General features: G+C 57.4%; 18 protein-coding genes and 2 tRNA genes. 10 read left to right on the plus strand and 10 right to left on the minus strand.

The genetic code is table 11. The features are described from left to right. Positions 1 to 9: 9 nt before the first annotated feature. The 4 genes from GRI91_RS00745 (at position 10) to GRI91_RS00760 (ending at position 4,138) form a co-directional block, all read left to right on the plus strand. A complete protein-coding gene (locus GRI91_RS00745) occupies positions 10 to 1,398 on the plus strand; it encodes a M28 family peptidase (protein ID WP_160734739.1) in 1,389 nt (462 codons plus the stop codon). Further along, positions 1,398 to 1,901, plus strand: a complete 504-nt coding sequence (locus GRI91_RS00750; RefSeq protein WP_160734740.1) for a PH domain-containing protein — start codon at positions 1,398 to 1,400, stop codon at positions 1,899 to 1,901. Before GRI91_RS00745 ends, GRI91_RS00750 begins: the two co-directional genes overlap by 1 nt. Next, positions 1,898 to 3,454, plus strand: a complete 1,557-nt coding sequence (locus GRI91_RS00755; protein ID WP_160734741.1) for a PH domain-containing protein — start codon at positions 1,898 to 1,900, stop codon at positions 3,452 to 3,454. Before GRI91_RS00750 ends, GRI91_RS00755 begins: the two co-directional genes overlap by 4 nt. Positions 3,455 to 3,586: 132 nt before the next feature. After that, a complete protein-coding gene (locus GRI91_RS00760; protein WP_237437579.1) occupies positions 3,587 to 4,138 on the plus strand; it encodes a CHAP domain-containing protein in 552 nt (183 codons plus the stop codon). 85 nt (positions 4,139 to 4,223) lie between these two features. On the opposite strand, the gene GRI91_RS00765 is transcribed toward GRI91_RS00760, so the two are convergent. From GRI91_RS00765 to GRI91_RS00785, 5 genes are all read right to left on the minus strand, one after another. After that, positions 4,224 to 5,144 (minus strand): M14 family metallopeptidase, encoded by a 921-nt coding sequence (locus GRI91_RS00765; protein WP_160734742.1) that lies wholly within the window; start codon positions 5,142 to 5,144, stop codon positions 4,224 to 4,226. 131 nt (positions 5,145 to 5,275) lie between these two features. Further along, positions 5,276 to 5,352: transfer RNA gene (locus GRI91_RS00770), tRNA-Pro, on the minus strand. 36 nt (positions 5,353 to 5,388) lie between these two features. Continuing rightward, positions 5,389 to 5,465 (minus strand) — tRNA-Ile (locus GRI91_RS00775). Between the two features lie 56 nt (positions 5,466 to 5,521). Next, positions 5,522 to 6,529, minus strand: a complete 1,008-nt coding sequence (locus GRI91_RS00780) for a polysaccharide deacetylase family protein (protein WP_160734743.1) — start codon at positions 6,527 to 6,529, stop codon at positions 5,522 to 5,524. Positions 6,530 to 6,542: 13 nt separating this feature from the next. Beyond that, positions 6,543 to 8,342, minus strand: a complete 1,800-nt coding sequence (locus GRI91_RS00785) for a sensor histidine kinase (RefSeq protein WP_160734744.1) — start codon at positions 8,340 to 8,342, stop codon at positions 6,543 to 6,545. Positions 8,343 to 8,554: 212 nt separating this feature from the next. On the opposite strand from GRI91_RS00785, the gene GRI91_RS00790 reads away from it, so the two are divergent. After that, the gene (locus tag GRI91_RS00790) at positions 8,555 to 9,019 is read left to right on the plus strand and encodes an Lrp/AsnC family transcriptional regulator (RefSeq protein WP_160735309.1); all 465 of its coding nucleotides are present in this window, start codon (positions 8,555 to 8,557) and stop codon (positions 9,017 to 9,019) included. 58 nt (positions 9,020 to 9,077) lie between these two features. Here the strand turns inward: GRI91_RS00790 and accC are convergent, their stop codons facing one another. The 5 genes from accC to katG form a co-directional block, all read right to left on the minus strand. Then, complete coding sequence (gene accC / locus GRI91_RS00795; protein ID WP_160734745.1) at positions 9,078 to 10,427, minus strand: acetyl-CoA carboxylase biotin carboxylase subunit; 1,350 nt, start codon at positions 10,425 to 10,427, stop codon at positions 9,078 to 9,080. A 4-nt stretch (positions 10,428 to 10,431) separates the two neighbouring features. Further along, positions 10,432 to 10,917, minus strand: a complete 486-nt coding sequence (gene accB / locus GRI91_RS00800; protein ID WP_237437580.1) for an acetyl-CoA carboxylase biotin carboxyl carrier protein — start codon at positions 10,915 to 10,917, stop codon at positions 10,432 to 10,434. An 85-nt stretch (positions 10,918 to 11,002) separates the two neighbouring features. After that, positions 11,003 to 11,437 carry a type II 3-dehydroquinate dehydratase gene (aroQ, locus tag GRI91_RS00805; protein ID WP_160734746.1) on the minus strand — a complete coding sequence of 145 codons (435 nt, stop codon included), beginning with the start codon at positions 11,435 to 11,437 and terminating at the stop codon, positions 11,003 to 11,005. 70 nt (positions 11,438 to 11,507) lie between these two features. After that, entirely contained in the window at positions 11,508 to 11,918 is a 411-nt protein-coding gene (locus GRI91_RS00810; protein ID WP_160734747.1) for a holin family protein, read from the minus strand. 112 nt (positions 11,919 to 12,030) lie between these two features. After that, a complete protein-coding gene (katG, locus tag GRI91_RS00815; RefSeq protein WP_160734748.1) occupies positions 12,031 to 14,271 on the minus strand; it encodes a catalase/peroxidase HPI in 2,241 nt (746 codons plus the stop codon). Positions 14,272 to 14,593: 322 nt separating this feature from the next. Here katG and GRI91_RS00820 point away from each other — a divergent pair, with 322 nt between their 5' ends. The 5 genes from GRI91_RS00820 to GRI91_RS00840 all read left to right on the plus strand — a co-directional run bounded on the left by GRI91_RS00820 (position 14,594) and on the right by GRI91_RS00840 (position 20,573). After that, a complete protein-coding gene (locus GRI91_RS00820; RefSeq protein ID WP_160735311.1) occupies positions 14,594 to 15,745 on the plus strand; it encodes an MFS transporter in 1,152 nt (383 codons plus the stop codon). Between the two features lie 462 nt (positions 15,746 to 16,207). Then, complete coding sequence (locus GRI91_RS00825; protein WP_237437581.1) at positions 16,208 to 18,427, plus strand: TonB-dependent siderophore receptor; 2,220 nt, start codon at positions 16,208 to 16,210, stop codon at positions 18,425 to 18,427. Between the two features lie 15 nt (positions 18,428 to 18,442). Further along, complete coding sequence (locus tag GRI91_RS00830; RefSeq protein ID WP_160734749.1) at positions 18,443 to 18,751, plus strand: hypothetical protein; 309 nt, start codon at positions 18,443 to 18,445, stop codon at positions 18,749 to 18,751. Further along, positions 18,748 to 20,301 (plus strand): PepSY domain-containing protein, encoded by a 1,554-nt coding sequence (locus GRI91_RS00835; protein WP_160734750.1) that lies wholly within the window; start codon positions 18,748 to 18,750, stop codon positions 20,299 to 20,301. The genes GRI91_RS00830 and GRI91_RS00835 overlap by 4 nt, the downstream gene beginning before the upstream one ends. After that, complete coding sequence (locus GRI91_RS00840) at positions 20,298 to 20,573, plus strand: DUF3325 domain-containing protein (RefSeq protein WP_160734751.1); 276 nt, start codon at positions 20,298 to 20,300, stop codon at positions 20,571 to 20,573. The genes GRI91_RS00835 and GRI91_RS00840 overlap by 4 nt, the downstream gene beginning before the upstream one ends. Positions 20,574 to 20,578: the final 5 nt, after the last annotated feature.

Below are 20,578 nucleotides of genomic sequence, written 5' to 3' on the forward strand. Positions count from 1 at the left end.
GTCACCTTCATGAAATCACATTCTCTCTTGCTCGCTGGTGCTGCCACATTTTTCGCAGCGGCACTTTCCGTCTCGCCTGTTCTGGCTCAGCCAACGGCTCCATCCCTAGCGGATCAGGCCGATAGCGCGCTTGAATCGGATGATTACGCCTGGAATTTCGTCGAAGGGCTGACAACCGAAGTCGGCCCCCGCCAGGCCGGAACGGAAGCCGAAGCGCGCGGCCGGGCCTGGGCTGTCCAATGGCTGAAGCAACAGGGGTTCTCCGATGTGCAGGTGGAGCCCTTCATGATGAATACATGGGTTCGCGGGGAGGAAAAGGCCGAGATTATCAGCCCCTTTGCGCAGCCGATGACGCTTGTCGCCCTGGGTAATTCTGCCTCAACCGGGCCGGATGGTGTGAAAGCGGAAGTTGTCGGCTTCGATTCCTATGCCGATCTTATGGATGCGCCCGCTGGCAGCCTCACGGGCAAGATTGCTTTTATCAATCATCACATGAAACCCACGCAGGATGGATCGGGCTATGGCTTTGCCGGACCGGCACGCTGGACCGGCCCTTCATTGGCAGCCAGCAAGGGTGCGATCGCGGTGGTTATCCGTTCGATAGGAACCGACAACCACCGCACACCGCATACGGGAGGAACCACCTTTGCCGAGGGCGTGGAGCCGGTTCCGGCGGCGGCGCTGTCCAACCCCGATGCCGACAATCTTGTGCGGATGCTGGAGCGCGCGCCGCAGGTGACGATGAAGCTGACCCTGACACCGCGCAATCTGGGGCAAACCGAAAGCGGCAATGTCCTCGCGGAGATTCCCGGAAGCGATCTCTCGCTTCCGCCGGTGCTGCTCGCTTGCCATCTCGATAGCTGGGACCTTGGAACCGGTGCGATCGACGATGGCGTGGGCTGCGGTATCGCTGCTGCCGCTGCGAAAAATGTGGCCGCCACCGGCACGCCGCTGCGCACGATCCGCCTGCTGTTTGCCGGAGCGGAAGAAACAGGCCTCTGGGGCGGGCGAGCCTATGCCAAGGCCCATGCGGACGATCCGATCGCCGTGGGGCTGGAAAGCGATTTCGGAGCGGATCGCATCTGGCAGTTGCGGACCAATTTTGCCGCTGAAAACGCCGCTCTGCATGACAGACTGGTAAGGGCGGTTGCCCGCTTCGGAGTCGAAGGATCGGATGAGGAAGCACATGACGGCGCAGATCTGGTCATAATCGGCGAGCAGAAGGCGGGGCATGTGGATCTGGCACAGGATGGCACCCATTATTTCGATCTGCACCACACGCCTGATGATACGCTGGACAAGATCGATCCGGCACAATTGCGGCAGAATGTCGCCGTCTGGACACAAGTGGTCGGTATTCTGGCGAATGAAGACCAGCCGATAAAGAGCTCGAACTGATGGATCAGGACGGGGGCACGGCGGCAGCGGCTCCGGCTATTGCGGAACCTGCGCTGACGCGGCTCGACCCGAATTATATCTGGATATTGCGGGCTCATTCGCTGGTCGTGCTGGTGCCCCTGCTGGCAGGTGCCGTATTTCTGGGTGAAACTCTGGAAGCCTTGCGCTGGCTGCCGCTCTTACTTGTTCTGATTGTTGGGGCCATTGTCCTGTGGCGCGTGCCTTTGCGCCGCTTCAGCCACCGTGGATATAACATGGGTGCGGATCGGCTGCGTATCGTCAAGGGATTCCTGTTCTACTCGGATACGGTGGTGCCCTTTGGCCGCGTTCAGCATATTGATCTGACGCGAGGGCCGCTGGAACGCTTCCTTGGACTGGCAACGCTTATCCTGCATACGGCCGGCACGCATAATGCCTCGATCACGCTGCCCGGTCTGGCGCAGGAGGATGCAGAGGCAATGCGTGAAACCATTCGGCAGCATATCAAGCGCGAGATGATGTGAGCGAAGAGCGCGGAATTCCCGAAGGTGCAGGACAGCGCACCCATCCGCTCGGGCTGATCGTGCGGGCCATAGAGGATATGCGTCAGGCAATCCTGCCGATTGTCGCGGCTTTTTTCGGCAGCCGGGCCTTTGTCGATAGAGGCCCGGCTCTGGTTGTCGGCGCGGCTGTTGTTATCATTGCATTCAATGTCGGCACCGCCTGGCTGGGCTGGATACGACGCGAATATTTTGTCGGCGCGGAGGATATTCGGCTCGAGAGCGGCATTTTTTCGCGTGAGGCTCGTTCGGTTCCTTTTGAACGTATTCAGGACGTCAGTCTGGAGGAGAAGTTTTTACCTAGACTGCTGGGTCTAGCCACGGTGCGGTTTGAAACCGGCGCTGGCGGAAAAGACGAAATGGCGCTGTCCTACGTTACACTTCAGGAAGGTGCCCGTTTGCGTGAACTGGTGCGGGCGAGGCGGGATGAGGGGGCTTTACCCAACGCTGATCCTGAGGGCGATCCCACTGGCAATATGGCCCAGTCCGCAGATGCAGTGGAGCGGCCGGCTGCGCAGGACCGCCTGCTTTTTTCCATGGGGCCGCTGCGTTTGCTGACCTTGGGGGTGTTCGAGTTCTCGCTCATTGCTTTCGCCTTGCTCTTCGGACTGGCGCAGCAGCTTGAATTCATGCTGCCATTCGATCTCTGGGAGCCGGATAATTGGCGGGGACTAGCAGAAAATCAGCAGGAAATGCTGAGCGGTTGGGGACCGTTCGCACAGGTCTTGCTCGTGGCGCTTGCGCTCGGGTCGCTGTCCCTGGCTGGGTTCGCGACGGGGATCATCAGAATTTTCGCGAGAGATTGGGGCTTCCGGCTTGATCGTACGGCCAAAGGTTTTCGCCGCCGCCGGGGTCTGCTCACCCGCACGGATGTGGTTATGCCCATTCACCGTGTGCAGGCTGTGCAAATTCGCACCGGCATGATCCGTCGGCTGTTCGGCTGGTATTCGCTGCGATTTGTCAGTTTGGCGCAGGATACCCGTTCAGCCAGCCATGATGTCGCTCCACTGGCCCGCCTTGCGGAATTGGACCCGATCATTCGCGAAGCCGGGCAGACACCGCCATCGGACGCGTTGAAATGGCATTTCCCGTCGCCGAAACACTGGATCATGCGCGGATCGCTTTTGATGGTGCCAATTTTGGCGCTCGCCATCGGGGCGTGGCTGGAATTCGACCTATGGTTGGGGGCCGCGATTGGCCTCATCGGCTCCGGGCTGAATTTGATCGGCAATGCGATTGCGTGGCGGCGCACGCGTTGGGCCTGTGATGACCGGCAAATCTATCTGCGTGAGGGGCTGCTGACGCCTGAACTGTCCATCGCCGCCCGGATAAAGCTGCAATCTGCGGAAATTACGCAGGGTCCCTTTGGGCGAATGCTGAATTATGCCGATCTGCATTTCGGTCTGGCCGGCGGCAAGATGAGCATACATGGCATAGATCGACGATCCGCAATGGCGCTTCGCGGAGCGGTTATGGAAAGCGCAGCCAAGGTTGGATTTTCCGATCTGCCACACTGAAAATTTGTCTGTTCCAGTATAATTAAACTTTGCGGTGAGATGAACAAGCGGTGCGGCCAAAGGTGGAACCTGGCCTTCTCAATGTAATGAGATGATGTAACAAAGGCCCCGGTTCGGTTCTGGAGTCACCCGATGATTAAGCTTGCAGGAAAGTGGTCGGCGCGCGGTAAAGCGACCGTGATGAGTATTGCAGCCTGTATGGCGTTCAGTGGCGTGATAGCCTCCCCTGCGGCCGCATCGCCTTTGCAATGCGTGCCCTATGCGCGTGAGCAGTCGGGCATTTCTATCCATGGGAATGCGCGGACCTGGTGGGGTAAGGCAGAGGGTAAATTTCAGCGCGGTCAGGAACCGGAGGTCGGCGCGGTCATGGCATTTGCCCCTACGCGGGCGATGCCCCTCGGTCATGTTGCCGTGGTGCGCGATATTCTGGATGAACGCCACGTTCGTATCGGCCATGCCAATTGGTCTTCACCGGGCAGGATCGAAGAGAATGTTCTAGCGGAAGATGTCTCCGAGGATGGCGACTGGAGTGAAGTGCGCGTCTGGTACGGTCCGAGCCATGCGTTGGGCGCGCGCCATAATCCGCTTTACGGATTTATCTACAATGCCAGCCCAGCCGAGAATGATGACGTCGCGACAGAAATTGCGGCTTCTACCGAGAGTGGCAGGGACGATATCGGCTAAGGCGTGATCAATCGCCCCGGAATTCCTACAATTGCCTCGTTTTGCCTCCGCCTCTCAGTGTGACGCAGCTAAGCGACAAAACCCCTCAGCTATTTTGTAGCGCATAGTCGAGCGCAGCACACACGGCGGCAACTTGCGCGGCGTTGCATTGTTTTGGCGTCGCTTTCGGGCTGTCAGGATAGACTTCGGTCGTGGTCGTGAAGCGGGCACCGGAAACCGATGCGCACATGGCATATTTCGCCGACGGGTATTCGATTATCCCGCGCGACACAGCCGGTGTGCCGATGATCTTCCCTTGATCATCAGAGGGGGCGATATGCGTGACTTTCTCGACCGCTGCGATAATCGCCTGCTGGAATTCTGGCTGCGGATTTTCGCTATCATCCACCAGATAGAACCCGTCGGGAATGATGTCGGGTTCGTATTCGGTCCCATCGCGCGCTGACAGCGCGGGGCGAAACTCACTTTCATCACTGTCTGTGGTTTCATGCAGATCGATATGCAGGAGAAAAGGTGCAGGCTGTGATGAAACCAGCTTCATCAGCGCGTTCGCTTCCGCAACGCCGCTGTTTTCGAAGAAGCTGCGATTGGGGTCCTGCGCATTGTAATTCCAGCGATTAATGCGCTCAAATGCCCATGGGCTGACGCAAGGTGCCACCAGCAGATTGACCTTGCCGCTATAATCGGTGGCGTGGTTTTCGAGAAAATCCAGCGCGCCCATCACGCCGCTGGTTTCATAGCCATGAACGCCGCCGGTAATCAGCGCATGCGGCAGTGATTCGTCACGTGGGCCATTATGCAGGGCGTAGAGCGGAAATCGCTCACCATTATAATCGAGTTCGCCATAATTGATCAGGTCGAAGCGGTCCGCCAGCGCCTCGATACGCGGCAGGACCTGCTCATCATAGCGGCGCTGACGCGACTGGCGCGCCCGCCACTGATCGACTTCCTTTGCTCCCCATGGCTGCCCCGGTGTTCCGATGGGATAAAAGGTGCTGGCTGACATGGCTTACTCTCTTTGAATCTCTGCGATTGGCGCAATCAGCACTGAAGCGCGGATTTGGCAATATCCGGCGCAAACCATATCGGTTCTTAAAATGCCGTGATTATTGCCATGAAATGCTCACAAGAGCGAAGTGGTCGGGGAGACAGGATTCGAACCTGCGACCCTCTGTTCCCAAAACAGATGCGCTACCAGGCTGCGCTACTCCCCGACCTCCCGGAATAATCCGGGCTGCGTGCGATCACGGTGGTGGGCCCGGCAGGATTCGAACCCGCGACCTAGCCGTTATGAGCGGCCAGCTCTAACCAACTGAGCTACAGGCCCTGTTGCCGCGATGCGCAGCCGCTGCCTAGCTTGGCCGGGGGCAACTGGCAACCCGCCTATCGCAAAACAGCATCGGTAATTTCGCTTAAGCTGCAGGGAGTGACGTTCCGCTGTTCCAGATATGCGAAAATCCGCCGCCACCAGCCATAAAAATGCTCCAGATCGCGTTCATTGGAAATGTAGCTGGTCGATCCGGGAAGCAAGGAAGAGCTGTGGAAAGCAAACACCAGCAGCGGCAATTCCTCATCCAGCGCCATATCAATCGCGCGAATCGCTTCATCGGCCGTAATGCCTTCAGGGGTAAGCGGTATGCGCTCCAGCAAGGCCAGGCGTGACATCGCGCCGCCAAGCAGCGGAAACCGCTCCGCCAAAGGATGAAGTACCGGCCCCTGCTTTCGCAACATACCCCAGAATACACTGGTAAGCGGAAGCTCGAGCAGGGAATGGTCTTCATTCAGCCAGAACGGATGGGAAGGATAATTCCTGTAATCCGGCCCGCCATCATGGCTGTAATCGAAATGCGGGCGGATGGATGTGTCGATCGTCACGCCATTCGCGGTCAGCGCATCGATTGTGTTTTCCCCGAAGCCATAGCGGCCCGCGCGATAAATAATGGGCTTCGCGCCCAGTTTGGTCTCGATCGCCTCGATCAGGTTTTCGAGCTTGGCCTGCTCCAGTGCGGCGGGCAGATTTCCGGCGAAGGAATTGTAGCGCGTGACCGCTTCTTCAAAGGGTGGATTTACCCATGGGTGAAGCTGAATGCCAATTTCTGCGCGGCCAGCTTGCAACGCGGGGCTGAGTATCTCTGCAGCTTCATCGCTGTGGGAAATCGGCCAGTCCACCAGATAGATGGGCGCGACATTCTCATACTCGCAAAATTCCTGAAACCGAGCGAGCTGGGGAAACTGTTCGAGGCGATAGGCGTCGCGGGCGAAGGGGGCTGCCCAGTCGAATTCTTCTTCAGTGTCGACGGTAATCAGGAAATGAGGCCCAAAATCTTTGGGAAAGCACGCCTTTTCAAACCGGTGATGCTGGTTGCCGTTGCGGACTGGCGTGCTTTTCATGCTGCTCCCACAGTCAGGCAGTGTGTTTTGATTGTTCTTCCTGAGTGCTATTGTGTGAAGGGTTCTCGGTCAAGCGCGGCAGGGTAACCCACAGCTGGTTGTCTTGCTGTCTCAGCGATCCGCCCATCGCCTTCGCTTCGGCGCGCGCCAGTCTGATGGAAAAGCCGGTTCCGAACATTCCGGCTGACAGAGAGGGGGCTTTCGCAGGTTGAGCTGCTTCGAAGATATCGCCCTTATCGATAATGGCGAGCGGCAACTCTATTGAGATGCGCACAGTATCAATTTGCTTTTCCAGCGTGATCTGAAGGCTTTCAGCAGGCGCCATCGTTCCTGCAAGAGTTGCCAATATCCGCCAGATCATGCCGATGACGTCACTGGCACTATGAGGGATCAGCACATCATCCCGATCGCCGAGCAGCACGATGCGTGCGTTGCGCGGGCGCAGGGCACCCGTCAGCCGGTGCAGCATGTTTTCGATAATATGGGGAAGGTCGCAGTTACCCTCAGTCAGTTCGAGCGCGCCGGTTTCCAACCGCGCAAGCCGGTCCAATTCGTCGAACCCGGCCATTAGCCTGGCCGCATCGACGGCTATGGCTGCAGAAAGGGCACGATATTCGTTCGGGGCAGGACCGAAAAGCTGTTGCTGGATGATTTCAGCAAATCCCTGGATTGCATTCACCGGGGTGCGCAATTCATGCAATATTTGCCGCATCCGGTCGCTGGGATGATCTGTCTGAACCTTGGCACTGCCATCGAAACGAGCTGCACAAGCTGCGTCGGACAAACGTGTCGCACGTAAGGAATACCCCCGAAACTGGCCATCTTGTGAGTCAAAGAGAGGTGCGCCCTGCAGCAGCCAAATCCCATCCAGTTGGCCCAGACCGTCCAGCGTTAATGCCGCATCGCAGAGCGGTTGACGCAATCGCATGGCCATGATTGCCGCATCGGGAAGGCTTGCCGGTGCGTTTTCATTCTGGCTGCTGAAGGTGAGCCCAAACAGAAGCGGCGCGATATTCATCGGCGTTGCGGCTTCTATTCGTCCATCACGGTCGGTGCAGGCGATGAAGCTCAGCGGTACTGTGAAGGCGTTCAATTCAGAGGACGGCGCGGCAGTAGCTTCGGGCGGTTGATGCACCGGTGTGGCGGCAGCAGCATCGGTTTGTGCCATGGCGCGTTGCTGACGGACAGCTTCGATTCTCTCGATCAGCGACGAAACGGGCTGGCTGGCATGCGGGCGCCGGACCCTATTGCGCGGATCATCACCTGTTTGAGCCGGGGTATCATCGGCTTCGGATGCTTCACCAACTTTGCTGGAATCGGTAGCGCCAACAGTGCTGTCCGCTTGCTGTGAAGACGGCGCGAGCTGCATGTCCGGTTCGGGGAGAAGCAGGTCTTCCACTCCAAGCTGGGCCAGAACATGGCGAGCATTTTCTGACAAATCCTGCCGGTGCCGCAGGAAGCCGCGCGCGATTACCGGCAGACTGGGAATAATGTTAAGCCATTCGGCTTCTGTCAGCCGCGCGCCGGCCATTGCGGATGCCGCGACTTTAGGTGCACGCTGGGCAAGCCACATGATGAGAGCGGGATCGCGCAATCGTGTGCCGGGTTCGCGCAAAATTTCCGCTTGCTGCGACGCAGGCACGGCGTCACCCAATTCGGTCAGCTTTACGAAGGCCGCATCACGCAGAATCGGATCGACGGCCCGACTGGCGCTTCCCAGTAGGTCGATCAGCTGCCGATATTGCGTTTTGGTCGCCAGTTCACCGCCTGCGCGCTGGCGCAATACGGTAACAAGGCGATCGTCAAACAGCATTTGATCTCCGATAAATGGCGAAATAGGGCGAATTGGCCGGATGAATTGTCATAGCTGGCTGTTGCTCGGCGCGTAGCTTCCTTTTTCCCGCGTTGCAAAGCGGGACAATTGCCGTCATAGATAATAAAATTTCCGAATAGCGAACTCCGGCCATTGTGAAGTTTCCGGTTTGAGTAAGCTAAATGGGGTATTCCGCAATCGGGGCTGGATTCATGGCAACTCTGGACAAGATTGATCGTCGTTTGCTGGCAGAATTGCAGGCAGAGGGGCGTGTCACCAATGTCGAACTCGCGCAGAGGGTGGGGCTAACGGCCCCGCCTTGTCTCCGCCGGGTGCGGGCATTGGAAGAAGAAGGGGTCATCCGCGGCTATCATGCTGATCTGGATGCATCGAAACTGGGCTTTGCGATCACCGTTTTTGCGATGGTCAGTCTGAAAAGCCAGGCAGAGGAAGACCTGCGCTTCTTCGAAGAGCATATCAAAACTCTGCCGGAAGTTCGTGAGTGCCACATGTTGAATGGCGAAATCGACTTTATTCTGAAAGTCGTAAGCCAGGATCTTCAGAGCTTTCAGGAATTTCTCACCAGCAAGCTGACGCCGACGCCCAATGTGGCCAGCGTCAAGACATCGCTGACGATCCGGACATCCAAATACACACCAGGCGTCCCGTTGGGATAACGGAACGCCTGGCGTTTATTCTATCTGAAAATTGAGGCTTTAGGCGTGGCGGGCTTTATCAGCTGCCGCGCTTTTCAAGCCATTCTTCAAGCCATTTGATCGAATAATCACCATTCAGAATGTCTGGCTCCTCGAGCAAGGCACAATGAAGTGGGATTGACGTCTTCACGCCTTCGACAACCATTTCATCCAAGGCCCGTTTCAGCCGCATAATACACCCTTCGCGGGTACGGCCATAAACGATCAGCTTGGCGATCATGGAATCGTAATAAGGCGGGATAGAATAGCCGGCATAGAGCCCGCTATCGACGCGCACATGCATGCCGCCTGGGGCATGATATGTAGTGATTTTGCCCGGAGAAGGTGCGAAGTTGAATGGATCTTCCGCATTGATGCGGCATTCGATCGCATGCCCTTTGAACTCGATCTCATCCTGCTTGATCGAGAGCGGCTTGCCGTCGGCCACACGAATCTGTTCACGCACCAGATCGACCCCGGTGATCGCTTCGGTCACAGGATGTTCGACCTGCAGGCGGGTGTTCATTTCGATGAAATAGAACTCGCCATTTTCCCACAGAAATTCGATCGTGCCAGCACCGCGATAGCCCATTTCGGCCATCGCCTTGGCCACAATACCGCCCATCCGCTCACGATCTTCCTGACCGAGAACGGGGGAGGGGGCCTCTTCCAGAACTTTCTGGTGGCGACGCTGTAGTGAACAATCGCGCTCACCAAGATGGATAGCATTGCCATTGCCATCGCCAAAAACCTGGAATTCGATATGACGCGGATTGCCGAGATATTTCTCGATATAAACCGTGTCATCACCAAAAGCAGCCTTGGCTTCGCTCTTGGCCTGTGAAACCAGAGTTTCAAGCTGGTCGCGTGACGGAATGACCTTCATTCCGCGGCCACCACCACCCGAAGCCGCTTTGACCAGGACTGGGTAACCGATTTCTTCCGCCACCCGGGCGGCTTCTTCGGTCGTGTACACTGCACCGTCAGACCCCGGAACCAGCGGAAGGCCAAGCGCCCCGGCGGTTTTCTTCGCCGCGACCTTGTCTCCCATCGTCCGGATATGTTCCGGCTTGGGGCCGATCCAGGCAATGTCATGCGCTTCGACGATTTCGGCGAATTGCGCATTTTCAGACAGGAAGCCGTAACCGGGATGGATCGCATCCGCGCCGGAAATCTCCGCCGCAGAAATGATCGCAGCCTGATTCAGATAGCTGTCCTTGGCGGCAGGCGGCCCGATGCAGATGGCATGATCGGCGAGCCGGACATGCATTGCATCAGTATCGGCGGTCGAATGGACCGCCACTGTTTCGATGCCCATTTCATGCGCGGCGCGATGAATTCGCAAGGCGATTTCGCCGCGATTGGCGATCAGCAGGCGGGAAATGGTCATGCGATCAGTCTACCACGACAAGCGGCTGGTCGAATTCGACCGGCTGCGCATTTTCGACCAGAACCTGCCTCACCGTGCCAGAGGCGGTGGCGGTGATGGGATTCATCACCTTCATCGCTTCAACGATCAGCAGTGTGTCACCGGCCTTAACGCTATCGCCGACTTTCACGAAGTTCGGGGATTCCGGATCGGCGGCCAGATAGACCGTGCCGACCATGGGCGACTTAATTGCATTGGCGTTGTCTGCTACAGCCGGTTCTGCAGGACTTTCCCCTGCAGTTGGTGCCGGAGCGGGGGCTGGCGCGGGTGCCATCGGAGCCGGAGCTGCCGCCGCCAATGTGCCGCGTGCCACGCGTATTTTGCGTTCGCCGTCCTCAACCTCAATTTCGGTGAGGCCGGTTTCAGCCAGCATTTCTGCCAGTTCGCGAACCAGGTCGCTGTCGATTTTCATGCCGGAATCACGTCCGGTCTTGCCTTTTATGTCGGCCATTATGTCCTCGCGGTGGTCGATTATTGAAAGGCGCTATGCGTCCGGTGAGCGCACAAGGCAAGGGGTCGCCCATAGTTGAACCACATTACAGTTGTTTTGCAGCATCCAATGCCAGTTCATAACCGAAGGATCCGAAGCCTGCGATCGAACCATGTGCGGCCATGCCTACAAAGCTTTTGTGGCGGTAGCTTTCACGAGCATGCGGATTGGAAAGATGCACCTCGATCACCGGCGTGCGGATCGATCGGATCGCATCATAAAGGCCGAGGCTGGTATGGGTGAGGGCGCCGGCATTCAGAATGATCGCCTTGGCGTTTTCATTCTGTGCTTCATGCAGCCAATCGATCAGGTGTCCCTCATGGTTGGACTGGCGAATCTCCAGCTCAAAATCGAGCGACTTGGCTTTGCCTTCCAGTGATGCGGCAATATCGTCCAGCGATTCATCGCCGTAGATTTCTGGCTCACGAATCCCCAGCATGTTGAGATTCGGACCGTTGAGAACGTAAATAGTCTCGGACATTGTAACTCCCTTGGCGTTTGCGGGTGCCATAACGCCAAGGGAGTGGAAGAGCAAAAAAGACGTGAGGGTATTACCCTGCGCCCTTGATCTTCCCCCATTGGCGAGCGGCCGTATAGCCCAGGTAACCAGTACCAAAGAGAGCATAGAGTGGTTCCGGCAAACCGTTGAGATAGGCATTCATGCCGCGGGCAATATCTTGCGCGGCCTGGGGGTTGAAGGCGGCCAGAATGCCCATCGGCAGTGCCCAAAGCAGCAGAATATACATGACATAAAGAAAGCTGGGGCGTGCCCTGCTGGTCCATGGATCTGGAGATTGTGCCTCGCTGACGATGGCGGACAAGCGGGTGCGAACGGTTTCGAGCTCCTGTGATCCCTCCAGCTTCAGCAGCTCCAGCTTGGCTTTTTCCCGCGTGGCGGGGTCGGGAATCACTTTGTCTATGATGGAAGCGATGGGCGCGATAAGCGAATCGATCAGCGGCATGGCAGGGCTCCGATAGCGGTGAACGCTGCCGGCATTTGCTTAGTGCTCCAGATGTAGGAAAGGGGGCGGACCGCTCGCGCGGTCGCCCCCGATTCTTTCACTGTGCTGAACTTCAGCGGCGACCTGGCAGATCGAAACGATCAGCGTCCATCACCTTGGTCCACGCGGCAACGAAGTCCGCCAGGAATTTTTCTTCAGCATCGGATGCGGCATAGATTTCGGCCACGGCCCGAAGCTGAGAGTTCGATCCGAAGACCAGATCGGTTCGGGTCGCTTTCCATTTCGTGTCACTGGTGGCGCGATCGGTGCCGATGAACTCTTCATCAGCCGAGCCGTCCACTTCCTTCCATGCGGTTCCCATATCCAGGATGTTGACGAAGAAATCATTGGTCAGCTGACCCGGTCGTTTGGTCAGAACACCTTCCTCGCGCCCTTGATAATTGGCACCCATCACGCGCAGTCCGCCGACCAGAACGGTCATTTCCGGTGCGGTAAGCCCCAGCAATTGGGCGCGATCGACCAGCAATTGTTCCGTTGGAACGCTGAAGCGCGTGGACAGGTAATTGCGGAAACCATCAACCTTGGGTTCCAGCACATCCATACCCTCGCTATCGGTCTGCTCTGCGCTGGCATCGGTGCGCCCGGGAGTGAAGGGCACGTTCATGTTGTGGCCTGCGGCACTGGCGGCTTGTTCCACACCAACCGAACCACCCAGCACGATCAGATCGGCGATCGAGACTTTTTTGCCGTCCTTTGCAGACCTGTCGAAATCGGCCTTGATGCCTTCATAAACCTTCAGGACACGTGCCAGATTGTCCGGTTCGTTCACCGCCCAATCCTTCTGGGGTGCCAGGCGGATACGTGCGCCATTGGCGCCGCCCCGCTTGTCAGACCCGCGGAAAGTGGAGGCAGATGCCCATGCGGTCTTGACCAGATCAGCGATAGACAGTCCGCTATCCGCAATGGATTGCTTCAGCGCAGTGATATCGCCTGCATCAATCTGCGCATAATCGGCTGCTGGAATCGGATCCTGCCACAGCAAATCTTCCGCCGGAACATCCGGGCCGAGATACCGGACCTTCGGCCCCATATCGCGGTGCGTCAGTTTAAACCATGCACGGGCAAAAGCATCGGCGAAATAGGCCGGGTCAGCCCGGAACTTCTCCATGACCTTGCGATATTCCGGGTCGATCTTCATCGCCATATCGGCGGTACTCATCATGGTCGGAACCGATCGTTCCGCAGAATGGGCCATCGGCGCCTGCGTATCTTGCGGGTTTCCAACAGGCTGCCATTGCTGGGCACCGGCCGGGCTGCGGACCAGTTCATATTCATGGTCGAGCAGCATATTGAAATAGGTCATGTCCCAGGTGGTGGGCGTTGGCGTCCACGATCCTTCAAGGCCGGAGGTTATGGTGTCATCACCCATGCCGCTTTCATGGCTTGAGGCCCAGCCCATCCCCATTTGCGCAATGTCGCCGCCTTCGGGTTCGGCACCGACCTTGGATGCATCGCCAGCGCCGTGGCATTTGCCGAAAGTGTGTCCGCCAGCCGTCAAGGCGGCGGTTTCCTCGTCATTCATACCCATGCGGGCGAATGTTTCGCGGATATCGCGGCCTGATTGCATCGGGTCAGGCACGCCGCCCGGGCCTTCAGGATTGACGTAGATGAGACCCATCTGGATCGCGGCGAGCGGATTTTCGAGCGCCAGTTCCTTGTCGGGATCAATCCGGGTCTGGCTGCCTTCGTCACCCACCCATTCTTCTTCGGTGCCCCAATATACGTCCTTCTCGGGCTCGAAAATATCTTCACGGCCACCGCCAAAGCCGAAGATCGGGCCGCCCATCGACTCGATCGCCACATTGCCGGCCAGGATCATCAGGTCGGCCCAGCTCAGCTTCCGGCCATATTTCTGCTTGATGGGCCACAGCAGGCGGCGGGCCTTGTCGAGATTGGCATTATCGGGCCAGCTGTTGAGGGGTGCGAAGCGCTGATTGCCGTAGGAGGAACCGCCGCGGCCATCTCCGGTGCGATAGGTGCCAGCGGAATGCCATGCCATGCGGATGAAAAACGGTCCGTAATGACCATAATCAGCCGGCCACCATGGCTGGCTATCGGTCATCAAGGCGGTCAGGTCGCGCTTTACCGCATCATAATCGAGCGTGTTGAAGGCTTTCGCATAATCGAAATCGCTCCCCATCGGGTCGCCGTGCAAACCATGCTGGTGAAGAATGTCGATGGAAAGCTGGTTGGGCCACCAGTCACGATTGGTTCTGCCCAGCAGTGAATTGCGGGCGGTTTTATTGTGCATCGGGCAACCGCTCGGCACATTACCATCTGTCTTCGCATCCATGTTTTGTCTCCTATGAGTAGATGGCTACTGGGTAGACCGTGTCTTTGATCGATGAAAACGATTATGATTGTTAACTGAAATCGCTTTTTGCGATGATTTGGAAAGTTAGCTGTGTGCAATCATCAATTCGTAAATGCGTGAAGTTAAGGTGGAGTTGCATTTTTAGTGACACGCTGATGCATTTTTCGCACTTATCCGCTGGTTGAAACGCCGGCTATCGACGACACATAGCGTTGCCTTCGCAATTGCAGCACGGAGGCTTCTTTTGAGCCAGTCATCTTCTTACGCCGCGCCTCCGGGTCTGATCATATTCGCGCTGTCGATGGGCGCTTTCGCCATCGGCACCACTGAATTCGCGGCAATGAGCCTGCTGCCCTTCTTTGCAAAAGACCTTGGGATCAGCGAACCGGTCGCTGGCCATGCCATCAGTATCTATGCGCTGGGCGTGGTCACAGGTGCGCCACTGATTGCCATTTGGGGGGCACGTTTTTCGCGTAAAACCCTCCTGCTGGCGCTGATGGCCGTGTTTGCCTTCGCTAACGGTTTGAGTGCGTTTGCGCCCGATTACCCAACTCTCTTGCTGTTCCGCTTTCTCAGCGGACTACCGCATGGCGCGTATTTCGGCGTGGCGGCACTGGTCGCGGCGGGGTTGGTCCCGCGAGAGAAACGCGCGCAATCCGTTGCATTGGTGATGGTTGGCCTGACCAGCGCGACCATCATTGGCGTGCCGCTGGCCAATTGGATGGGGCAGGCGTTTGGCTGGCGGGTTGGTTTCATGATTGTCGCGGTTCTGGCGATGATCACGGTGACGCTGGTGGCGATATTCGCAACTCACGATAAGGGCGACCCCGAATCCAGTCCGCTGCGTGAGCTGGGGGCACTTAAAAACCCGCAAGTTCTGCTCACGCTGCTCACCGGGGCCATCGGTTTTGGCGGGCTCTTTGCAGTCTACACTTATGTTGCATCGATTCTGATCGAAGTGACGCAAGTATCTGAAAGCATGGTCCCGCTGGTTCTGGCGATTTTTGGTATCGGGATGACAATCGGCAATTTGGTTGCCGCGCGGGCGGCCGATCGCGCGATGAACCGAACCGTTATCGCGCTCATGCTATGGAGCGCCGCCTCGCTCGCTCTGTTTCCGTTTGTGGCAAGCAACCTGGTGGCAATGTGCGTGGTAATTTTCTGCATCGGCGCAGGTGGCGGACTTGGTTCGGTTCTTCAGGCACGACTGATGGATGTGGCAGGGGACGCGCAGACACTGGCCGCAGCAGCCCACCACAGCGCGTTCAACATGGCCAATGCGCTCGGCCCCTGGCTTGGCGGTCTGGCAATTTCGGCGGGCTATGGTCTGACGTCGACCGGTTGGATTGGTGCGGGTCTCTCGCTTGGAGGGCTCGCAATTTATCTCGTCGCGCTGTCGCTGCAAAATCGCACTGAAACGCTATTGTCGAAGGCCGGTCCAGCCTCAAAATAACGTCTCGTCTTGATCCGAAATGCTTTGGTTTGGCCCGGATCTCTCCTTAGCGGACCTCCCTAACCTCACGCCGCTCGCTTTCAATTGCTCGGCAGGCCGGAACCGGGCGGGCGGTGGGGCAGCGTCCGGTTCATCCTGCTGGGCACGCCGCGCGCGCTATTGGCATAATCTCGTCCAGCAGTAGCTCAACGACGCTGCAGATTGGCCGAGGAATGCAGGGCTCTAGGCCCCTGTTGTAGCAAGCGCCTCTGCCGCTTGCATGACGGCGATCGCAGCCAGAATTACCCCCAGAGAACTTGCTGCTCGTTCTTTGGCAGAAGCCGCGCGCAGGTACCCTTCACAGATTATTCGCAAGCAATTCAATGCTCCGAGTAAATTGATATTGACTCGCAATAAGGCCTCTTCTAGGGCCCTTCAAATAGTGATAATCAGTCGCAATAAGCCTATTTTGAAGGGGGCATCTTGAGTATTCAGTCCACGCGTTCATCGAAGTCGATCATCACCACATTCTTGGCATCGGCTTCCCTCTTTGGCATGATCTATGCCCCTGCTGCGCAAGCACAGGATAGTGCCGCGCAAGCGCAGGATAGTGCCGCGCATGCATCGTCTTCCAGCAAGGCGGGAGAGCGGGCTCAGGAAGATGATCGCGAAATTGTCGTTACCGGGTCTTACACGACAGGTGCGGAGCTTGGTTCGGCCACCGGGCTGGGGCTAACGATCCGCGAAACGCCGCAATCGGTGACGGTCATGACCGCTCAGCGGATGGAAGATCAGGGAATTCGCACCCTTTCCGACGTTGTGAACAACGCCGCTGGTGTTTCTGCACGCTCACTCGACAGTTCGCGAAATGGCTTTTCCGCCCGTGGTTTCGATATCAATAATTATCAGATCGACGGTGTCCCGCTGCAATGGGAGAATGGCTACAGTGCAGGGGAAACTCTGCTCGATATCGCCATGTATGATCGCATCGAAATTGTGCGCGGTGCGACGGGCCTCCTGACCGGGGCGGGCGAACCGTCTGCCTCGATCAATCTGATCCGCAAACATGCCGATAGCGTGGTTCCGACAGGCTCACTCACCGCCAGCATCGGGCGCTGGGACGCCTATTCTCTTGCCGCTGATTTTTCGACCCGTGTGACGAGCGATGGTTCTGTTCGCGCGCGCGTCATTGCCAAATATGGCGAGAATGACAGCTATGTGGATATTCTTCATGATGAAAAGCTGGTGCTTTACGGGGTGGTCGATGCTGATCTCGGCCCTGATACGGCCTTGAGCTTTGGCGCAAGCTATCAGGATAACAACCCACGGGGCACTTTGTGGGGCGGGCTCCCCACCTGGTATGCTGATGGATCGCGCACCGATTGGGACCGATCAAAGACAACCGGCACCGATTGGAGCCGCTGGGCTTCGCAGAACGAGAACTATTTTGCCAATCTCAGGCAGAACATCGGCGAGAACTGGACGGTAGAGCTCTATGGCTCTTACTCTGCCAATAAGGGTGATCTTCACCTGCTCTATGTTTCTGGTCAGCCTGATCGGGAAACAGGTCTCGGTCTTAACCGCTCTGCCTATCGCGCAGATTTCAAACGCAAACAGATTGATGTCGGATTCAAGTTGAACGGCACGTATCAGCTGCTGGGGCGGAGCCACGAACTCGTGCTCGGGGCAAATTATGCCAAGCAGGATCAGGATATTTTTACCTATGCCAGCAGCAATGTTGCGGAGATCGGCGACTTTAACGCGTGGGATGGTTCCTTCCCTGAGCCGACTTGGGGTGAACGCAGCCGTAATGGCGATGTAAGGACGCGCCAGTGGGGCTATTTTGCCGCCACCCGGCTTTCAATTGCCGACCCGCTGAAAGTGATTCTAGGCGGCCGCCTTGCGAGCTGGAAACGTGATGGTGTCCTTTCGGGATCACCGGTCGACTTCGGCAATGAGAACCGTTTTCTGCCTTATGCAGGCGTACTTTACGACGTCACACCCGATCATACGCTCTATGCCAGTTACACCAAGATCTACAATCCGCAGGATGCGCGCGACAGGGAAGGGGAGTTTCTTCCGCCGATCACCGGGCAGAATTACGAGGCCGGTCTGAAAAGCGCCTTCTTCAATGGCGGTTTGACGACTGCGATCTCGGTCTTCCATATCAAACAGGACAATCTCGCTCAGCCGGATACTGGTTATACCGTGCCGGGAACCAACCCGCCTGCGGAAGCCTCCTATGCGGCCAATGGTGCGCGCAGCACCGGTTTTGAGGTTGAGGCCAATGGGGAGATTCTTCCCGGATGGTCGCTCGCTGCCAATTACACGCAGTTCACTGCCGAAGATGCCGACGATCAACGTATCAACACCCTCTATCCGCAGAAATTGCTGCGCGTTTTTTCGACCTATGATTTTGCCGGCACGCTTGAGGGCCTGACGATTGGGGGCGGTGTGAACTGGGAAGACACGAGCTACACAGACACCGTCAATCCCGTGACAAAAGAGGCGGAGCGGCTGAAGATCAAGTCCTATGCCCTGGTCAATCTGATGGCTCGCTATAAGCTTGAGAACGGTCTTTCCCTCCAGCTGAACGCGGAGAATCTCTTCGACAAGAAGTATTATTCGCAGATCGGTTTCTACAATCAGCTCGCCTTTGGTGAACCGCGTAACGTTACGCTCACCGCACGCTACGAGTTTTGATCGGCGGATAGAGACATGGCTGTCACGAAAGAAAGAACCGCCAGGATAAGCGGCTGGAATATAGCGGCACGGCTCGTGGCCGCTATTCCAGCCAATTATCTGGTCACATCGCTTGCTACGGCCTGCCTGGCACGGATGCTTCCGATGCCGCCGGCTGAAGCAAGTGTTGCTGCGACCCTGTTTTCTTTTGCCTTGTTTGCGGTGATTGCCCTTACGGCCTTTGGCCTCGCGAGTCTGACGAGGCTCTGGGTCTGGATGCTGGGCGCGGGGCTTGTATTGGGGGCCGGGCTCTGGCTGTCGCTCATCACGGGAGGGCGGCTGTGAAAGAGAGCCTGCGCCAATCCATGGCCTTGTTTCACACCTGGTCAGGCCTCGTCTTTGGCTGGCTGCTTTTTGCGGTGTTTGCCACGGGGACAGCCGCCTATTTTCAGGAGGAAATCACCCGCTGGATGCAGCCGGAAGTTCACGGCAGCGTCGATGATGTGACGGCAGCCGAAAATGCTCTCGACTTTCTTGGGCGGGAGGCTCCCGGCGCAAAGAACTGGTTTATCACTCTGCCCAATAATCGGCGAATAACGACGCAGCTTTTCTGGCGGTCAGACGATCCTTCAACGGGTGGGGGCTATAACAGTGCGGATCTCGACCCGTCAGGGGCAAAGATAACTACGCGTGCAACGAGCGGAGGCTATTTTCTCTACCGGTTCCATTTCGATCTCCATTATATGCCGGTCATTCTGGCCCGCTATCTGGTCGGTATCGCCGCCATGTTCATGTTGGTGGCGATCCTGTCTGGCGTGATTACGCATAAGAAGATATTCAAGGATTTCTTCACCTTACGTCTGGGGAAGGGGCAGAGGAGCTGGCTTGACGCGCATAATGTCAGCGCAGTTCTGGCGCTGCCATTTCACCTGATGATCACCTTCACCGGCCTCGTGACGCTGGCCGTTCTCTATATGCCTTGGGGCATTGCGGCCAACTACGCGTCGCCGAGCAGTTTCTATGAAAGTGCGTTTGCGACGCCGCCCGAAGTGGAGCGCAGCGGAAATCCGGCAGATCTCGCTCCTGTCGAAGAGATGCTGAGCACAGCAGAGGCGCATTGGAATGGCGCGAGGCCTGGTTCGATCAGTGTTTCCAATCCGGGCGACGAGACGGCCGTGGTCACGATCACACGGGCAGCAGACGCCGCGATTGGTGCCAAGGGTGAAACGCTGGCATTCAAGGGCGCTACGGGTGAGCCGATACAGGAGAGCCTGCCCAAGGGGCCGGCCCTGCAAACGCAAAGTGTGATGATTGGTCTTCATGCCGGGCGCTTTGCAGATTGGGGGCTGCGCTGGCTGTATTTCCTCTCCGGGATCGGCGGAACGATCATGGTCGGCAGCGGACTCGTCATGTGGACTGCCAAGCGCAGGAGCCGTCTCGATAATCCGGCCAGGCCGCATTTTGGGTTCCGTCTCGTCGAAAGGCTCAACCTTGTTGCGATAACTGGCTTCTCTGCAGGCATAGCCAACTATTTTCTGGCCAACCGGCTGCTCCCCCTTACGATGGAAGGCCGGGCCGAGTGGGAAGTGAACTGCCTGTTTCTCACGCTTGCGGCGGTCGCTCTCTTGTCTGTGCTTCGCCCGATAAGGAAGTGCTCGATCGAGATGCTGTCAGTTACCGCGCTGCTCTATCTCGCCGTTCCCGTGGTCAATGCGGTCACCACCAATCGCGGGCTGGGGGCAAGCCTTCTAAACGGTGACTACATATTTGCCGGATTTGATCTGGCGATGCTGCTTCTTGCCAGCCTCTTCGCTTATGCGACGCATAAACTTCGAAGCAGGCAACCTGCGGTGGTGAAAACGCGTCCGCGCATGGCGGCGGAGGCGAGAACATGATCCACTTTGTTCTCCTCGCCCTGCTGATCCTCGGGTTTGCTGCGCTGGCTCTGTCGATGAAGCGCCATCACCGTGACGTGTTTGCGCGCCTTCTCTCGCGACGTGAAATGCTTCTTGCCCGTGCAGGGGCAGCCGTATGTATCGTGGCCGCACTTGCGCTTGCAATCGGCCAGTTCGGCTCGGCCTATGGAGTGCTGGTCTGGTTTGGCTATCTCTCGATAGCCGCATGGATCGTGGTTGCCGCTCTGTGCTTCAAGGCACATGCGCAATAGACTTT

Origin of the sequence: Altericroceibacterium endophyticum, assembly GCF_009827595.1 — a bacterium.
Classification (GTDB): Bacteria; Pseudomonadota; Alphaproteobacteria; order Sphingomonadales; family Sphingomonadaceae; genus Altericroceibacterium; species Altericroceibacterium endophyticum.

Coding starts and splice junctions, on each gene's coding strand:
- GRI91_RS00745 (WP_160734739.1), top strand. CDS start 10: ATGAAATCACATTCTCTCTTGCTCGCTGGTGCTGCCACATTTTTCGCA.
- GRI91_RS00750 (WP_160734740.1), top strand. CDS start 1,398: ATGGATCAGGACGGGGGCACGGCGGCAGCGGCTCCGGCTATTGCGGAA.
- GRI91_RS00760 (WP_237437579.1), top strand. CDS start 3,587: ATGATTAAGCTTGCAGGAAAGTGGTCGGCGCGCGGTAAAGCGACCGTG.
- GRI91_RS00765 (WP_160734742.1), bottom strand. CDS start 5,144: ATGTCAGCCAGCACCTTTTATCCCATCGGAACACCGGGGCAGCCATGG.
- GRI91_RS00780 (WP_160734743.1), bottom strand. CDS start 6,529: ATGAAAAGCACGCCAGTCCGCAACGGCAACCAGCATCACCGGTTTGAA.
- GRI91_RS00785 (WP_160734744.1), bottom strand. CDS start 8,342: ATGCTGTTTGACGATCGCCTTGTTACCGTATTGCGCCAGCGCGCAGGC.
- GRI91_RS00790 (WP_160735309.1), top strand. CDS start 8,555: ATGGCAACTCTGGACAAGATTGATCGTCGTTTGCTGGCAGAATTGCAG.
- accC (WP_160734745.1), bottom strand. CDS start 10,427: ATGACCATTTCCCGCCTGCTGATCGCCAATCGCGGCGAAATCGCCTTG.
- accB (WP_237437580.1), bottom strand. CDS start 10,917: ATGGCCGACATAAAAGGCAAGACCGGACGTGATTCCGGCATGAAAATC.
- aroQ (WP_160734746.1), bottom strand. CDS start 11,437: ATGTCCGAGACTATTTACGTTCTCAACGGTCCGAATCTCAACATGCTG.
- GRI91_RS00810 (WP_160734747.1), bottom strand. CDS start 11,918: ATGCCGCTGATCGATTCGCTTATCGCGCCCATCGCTTCCATCATAGAC.
- katG (WP_160734748.1), bottom strand. CDS start 14,271: ATGGATGCGAAGACAGATGGTAATGTGCCGAGCGGTTGCCCGATGCAC.
- GRI91_RS00820 (WP_160735311.1), top strand. CDS start 14,594: ATGGGCGCTTTCGCCATCGGCACCACTGAATTCGCGGCAATGAGCCTG.
- GRI91_RS00830 (WP_160734749.1), top strand. CDS start 18,443: ATGGCTGTCACGAAAGAAAGAACCGCCAGGATAAGCGGCTGGAATATA.
- GRI91_RS00840 (WP_160734751.1), top strand. CDS start 20,298: ATGATCCACTTTGTTCTCCTCGCCCTGCTGATCCTCGGGTTTGCTGCG.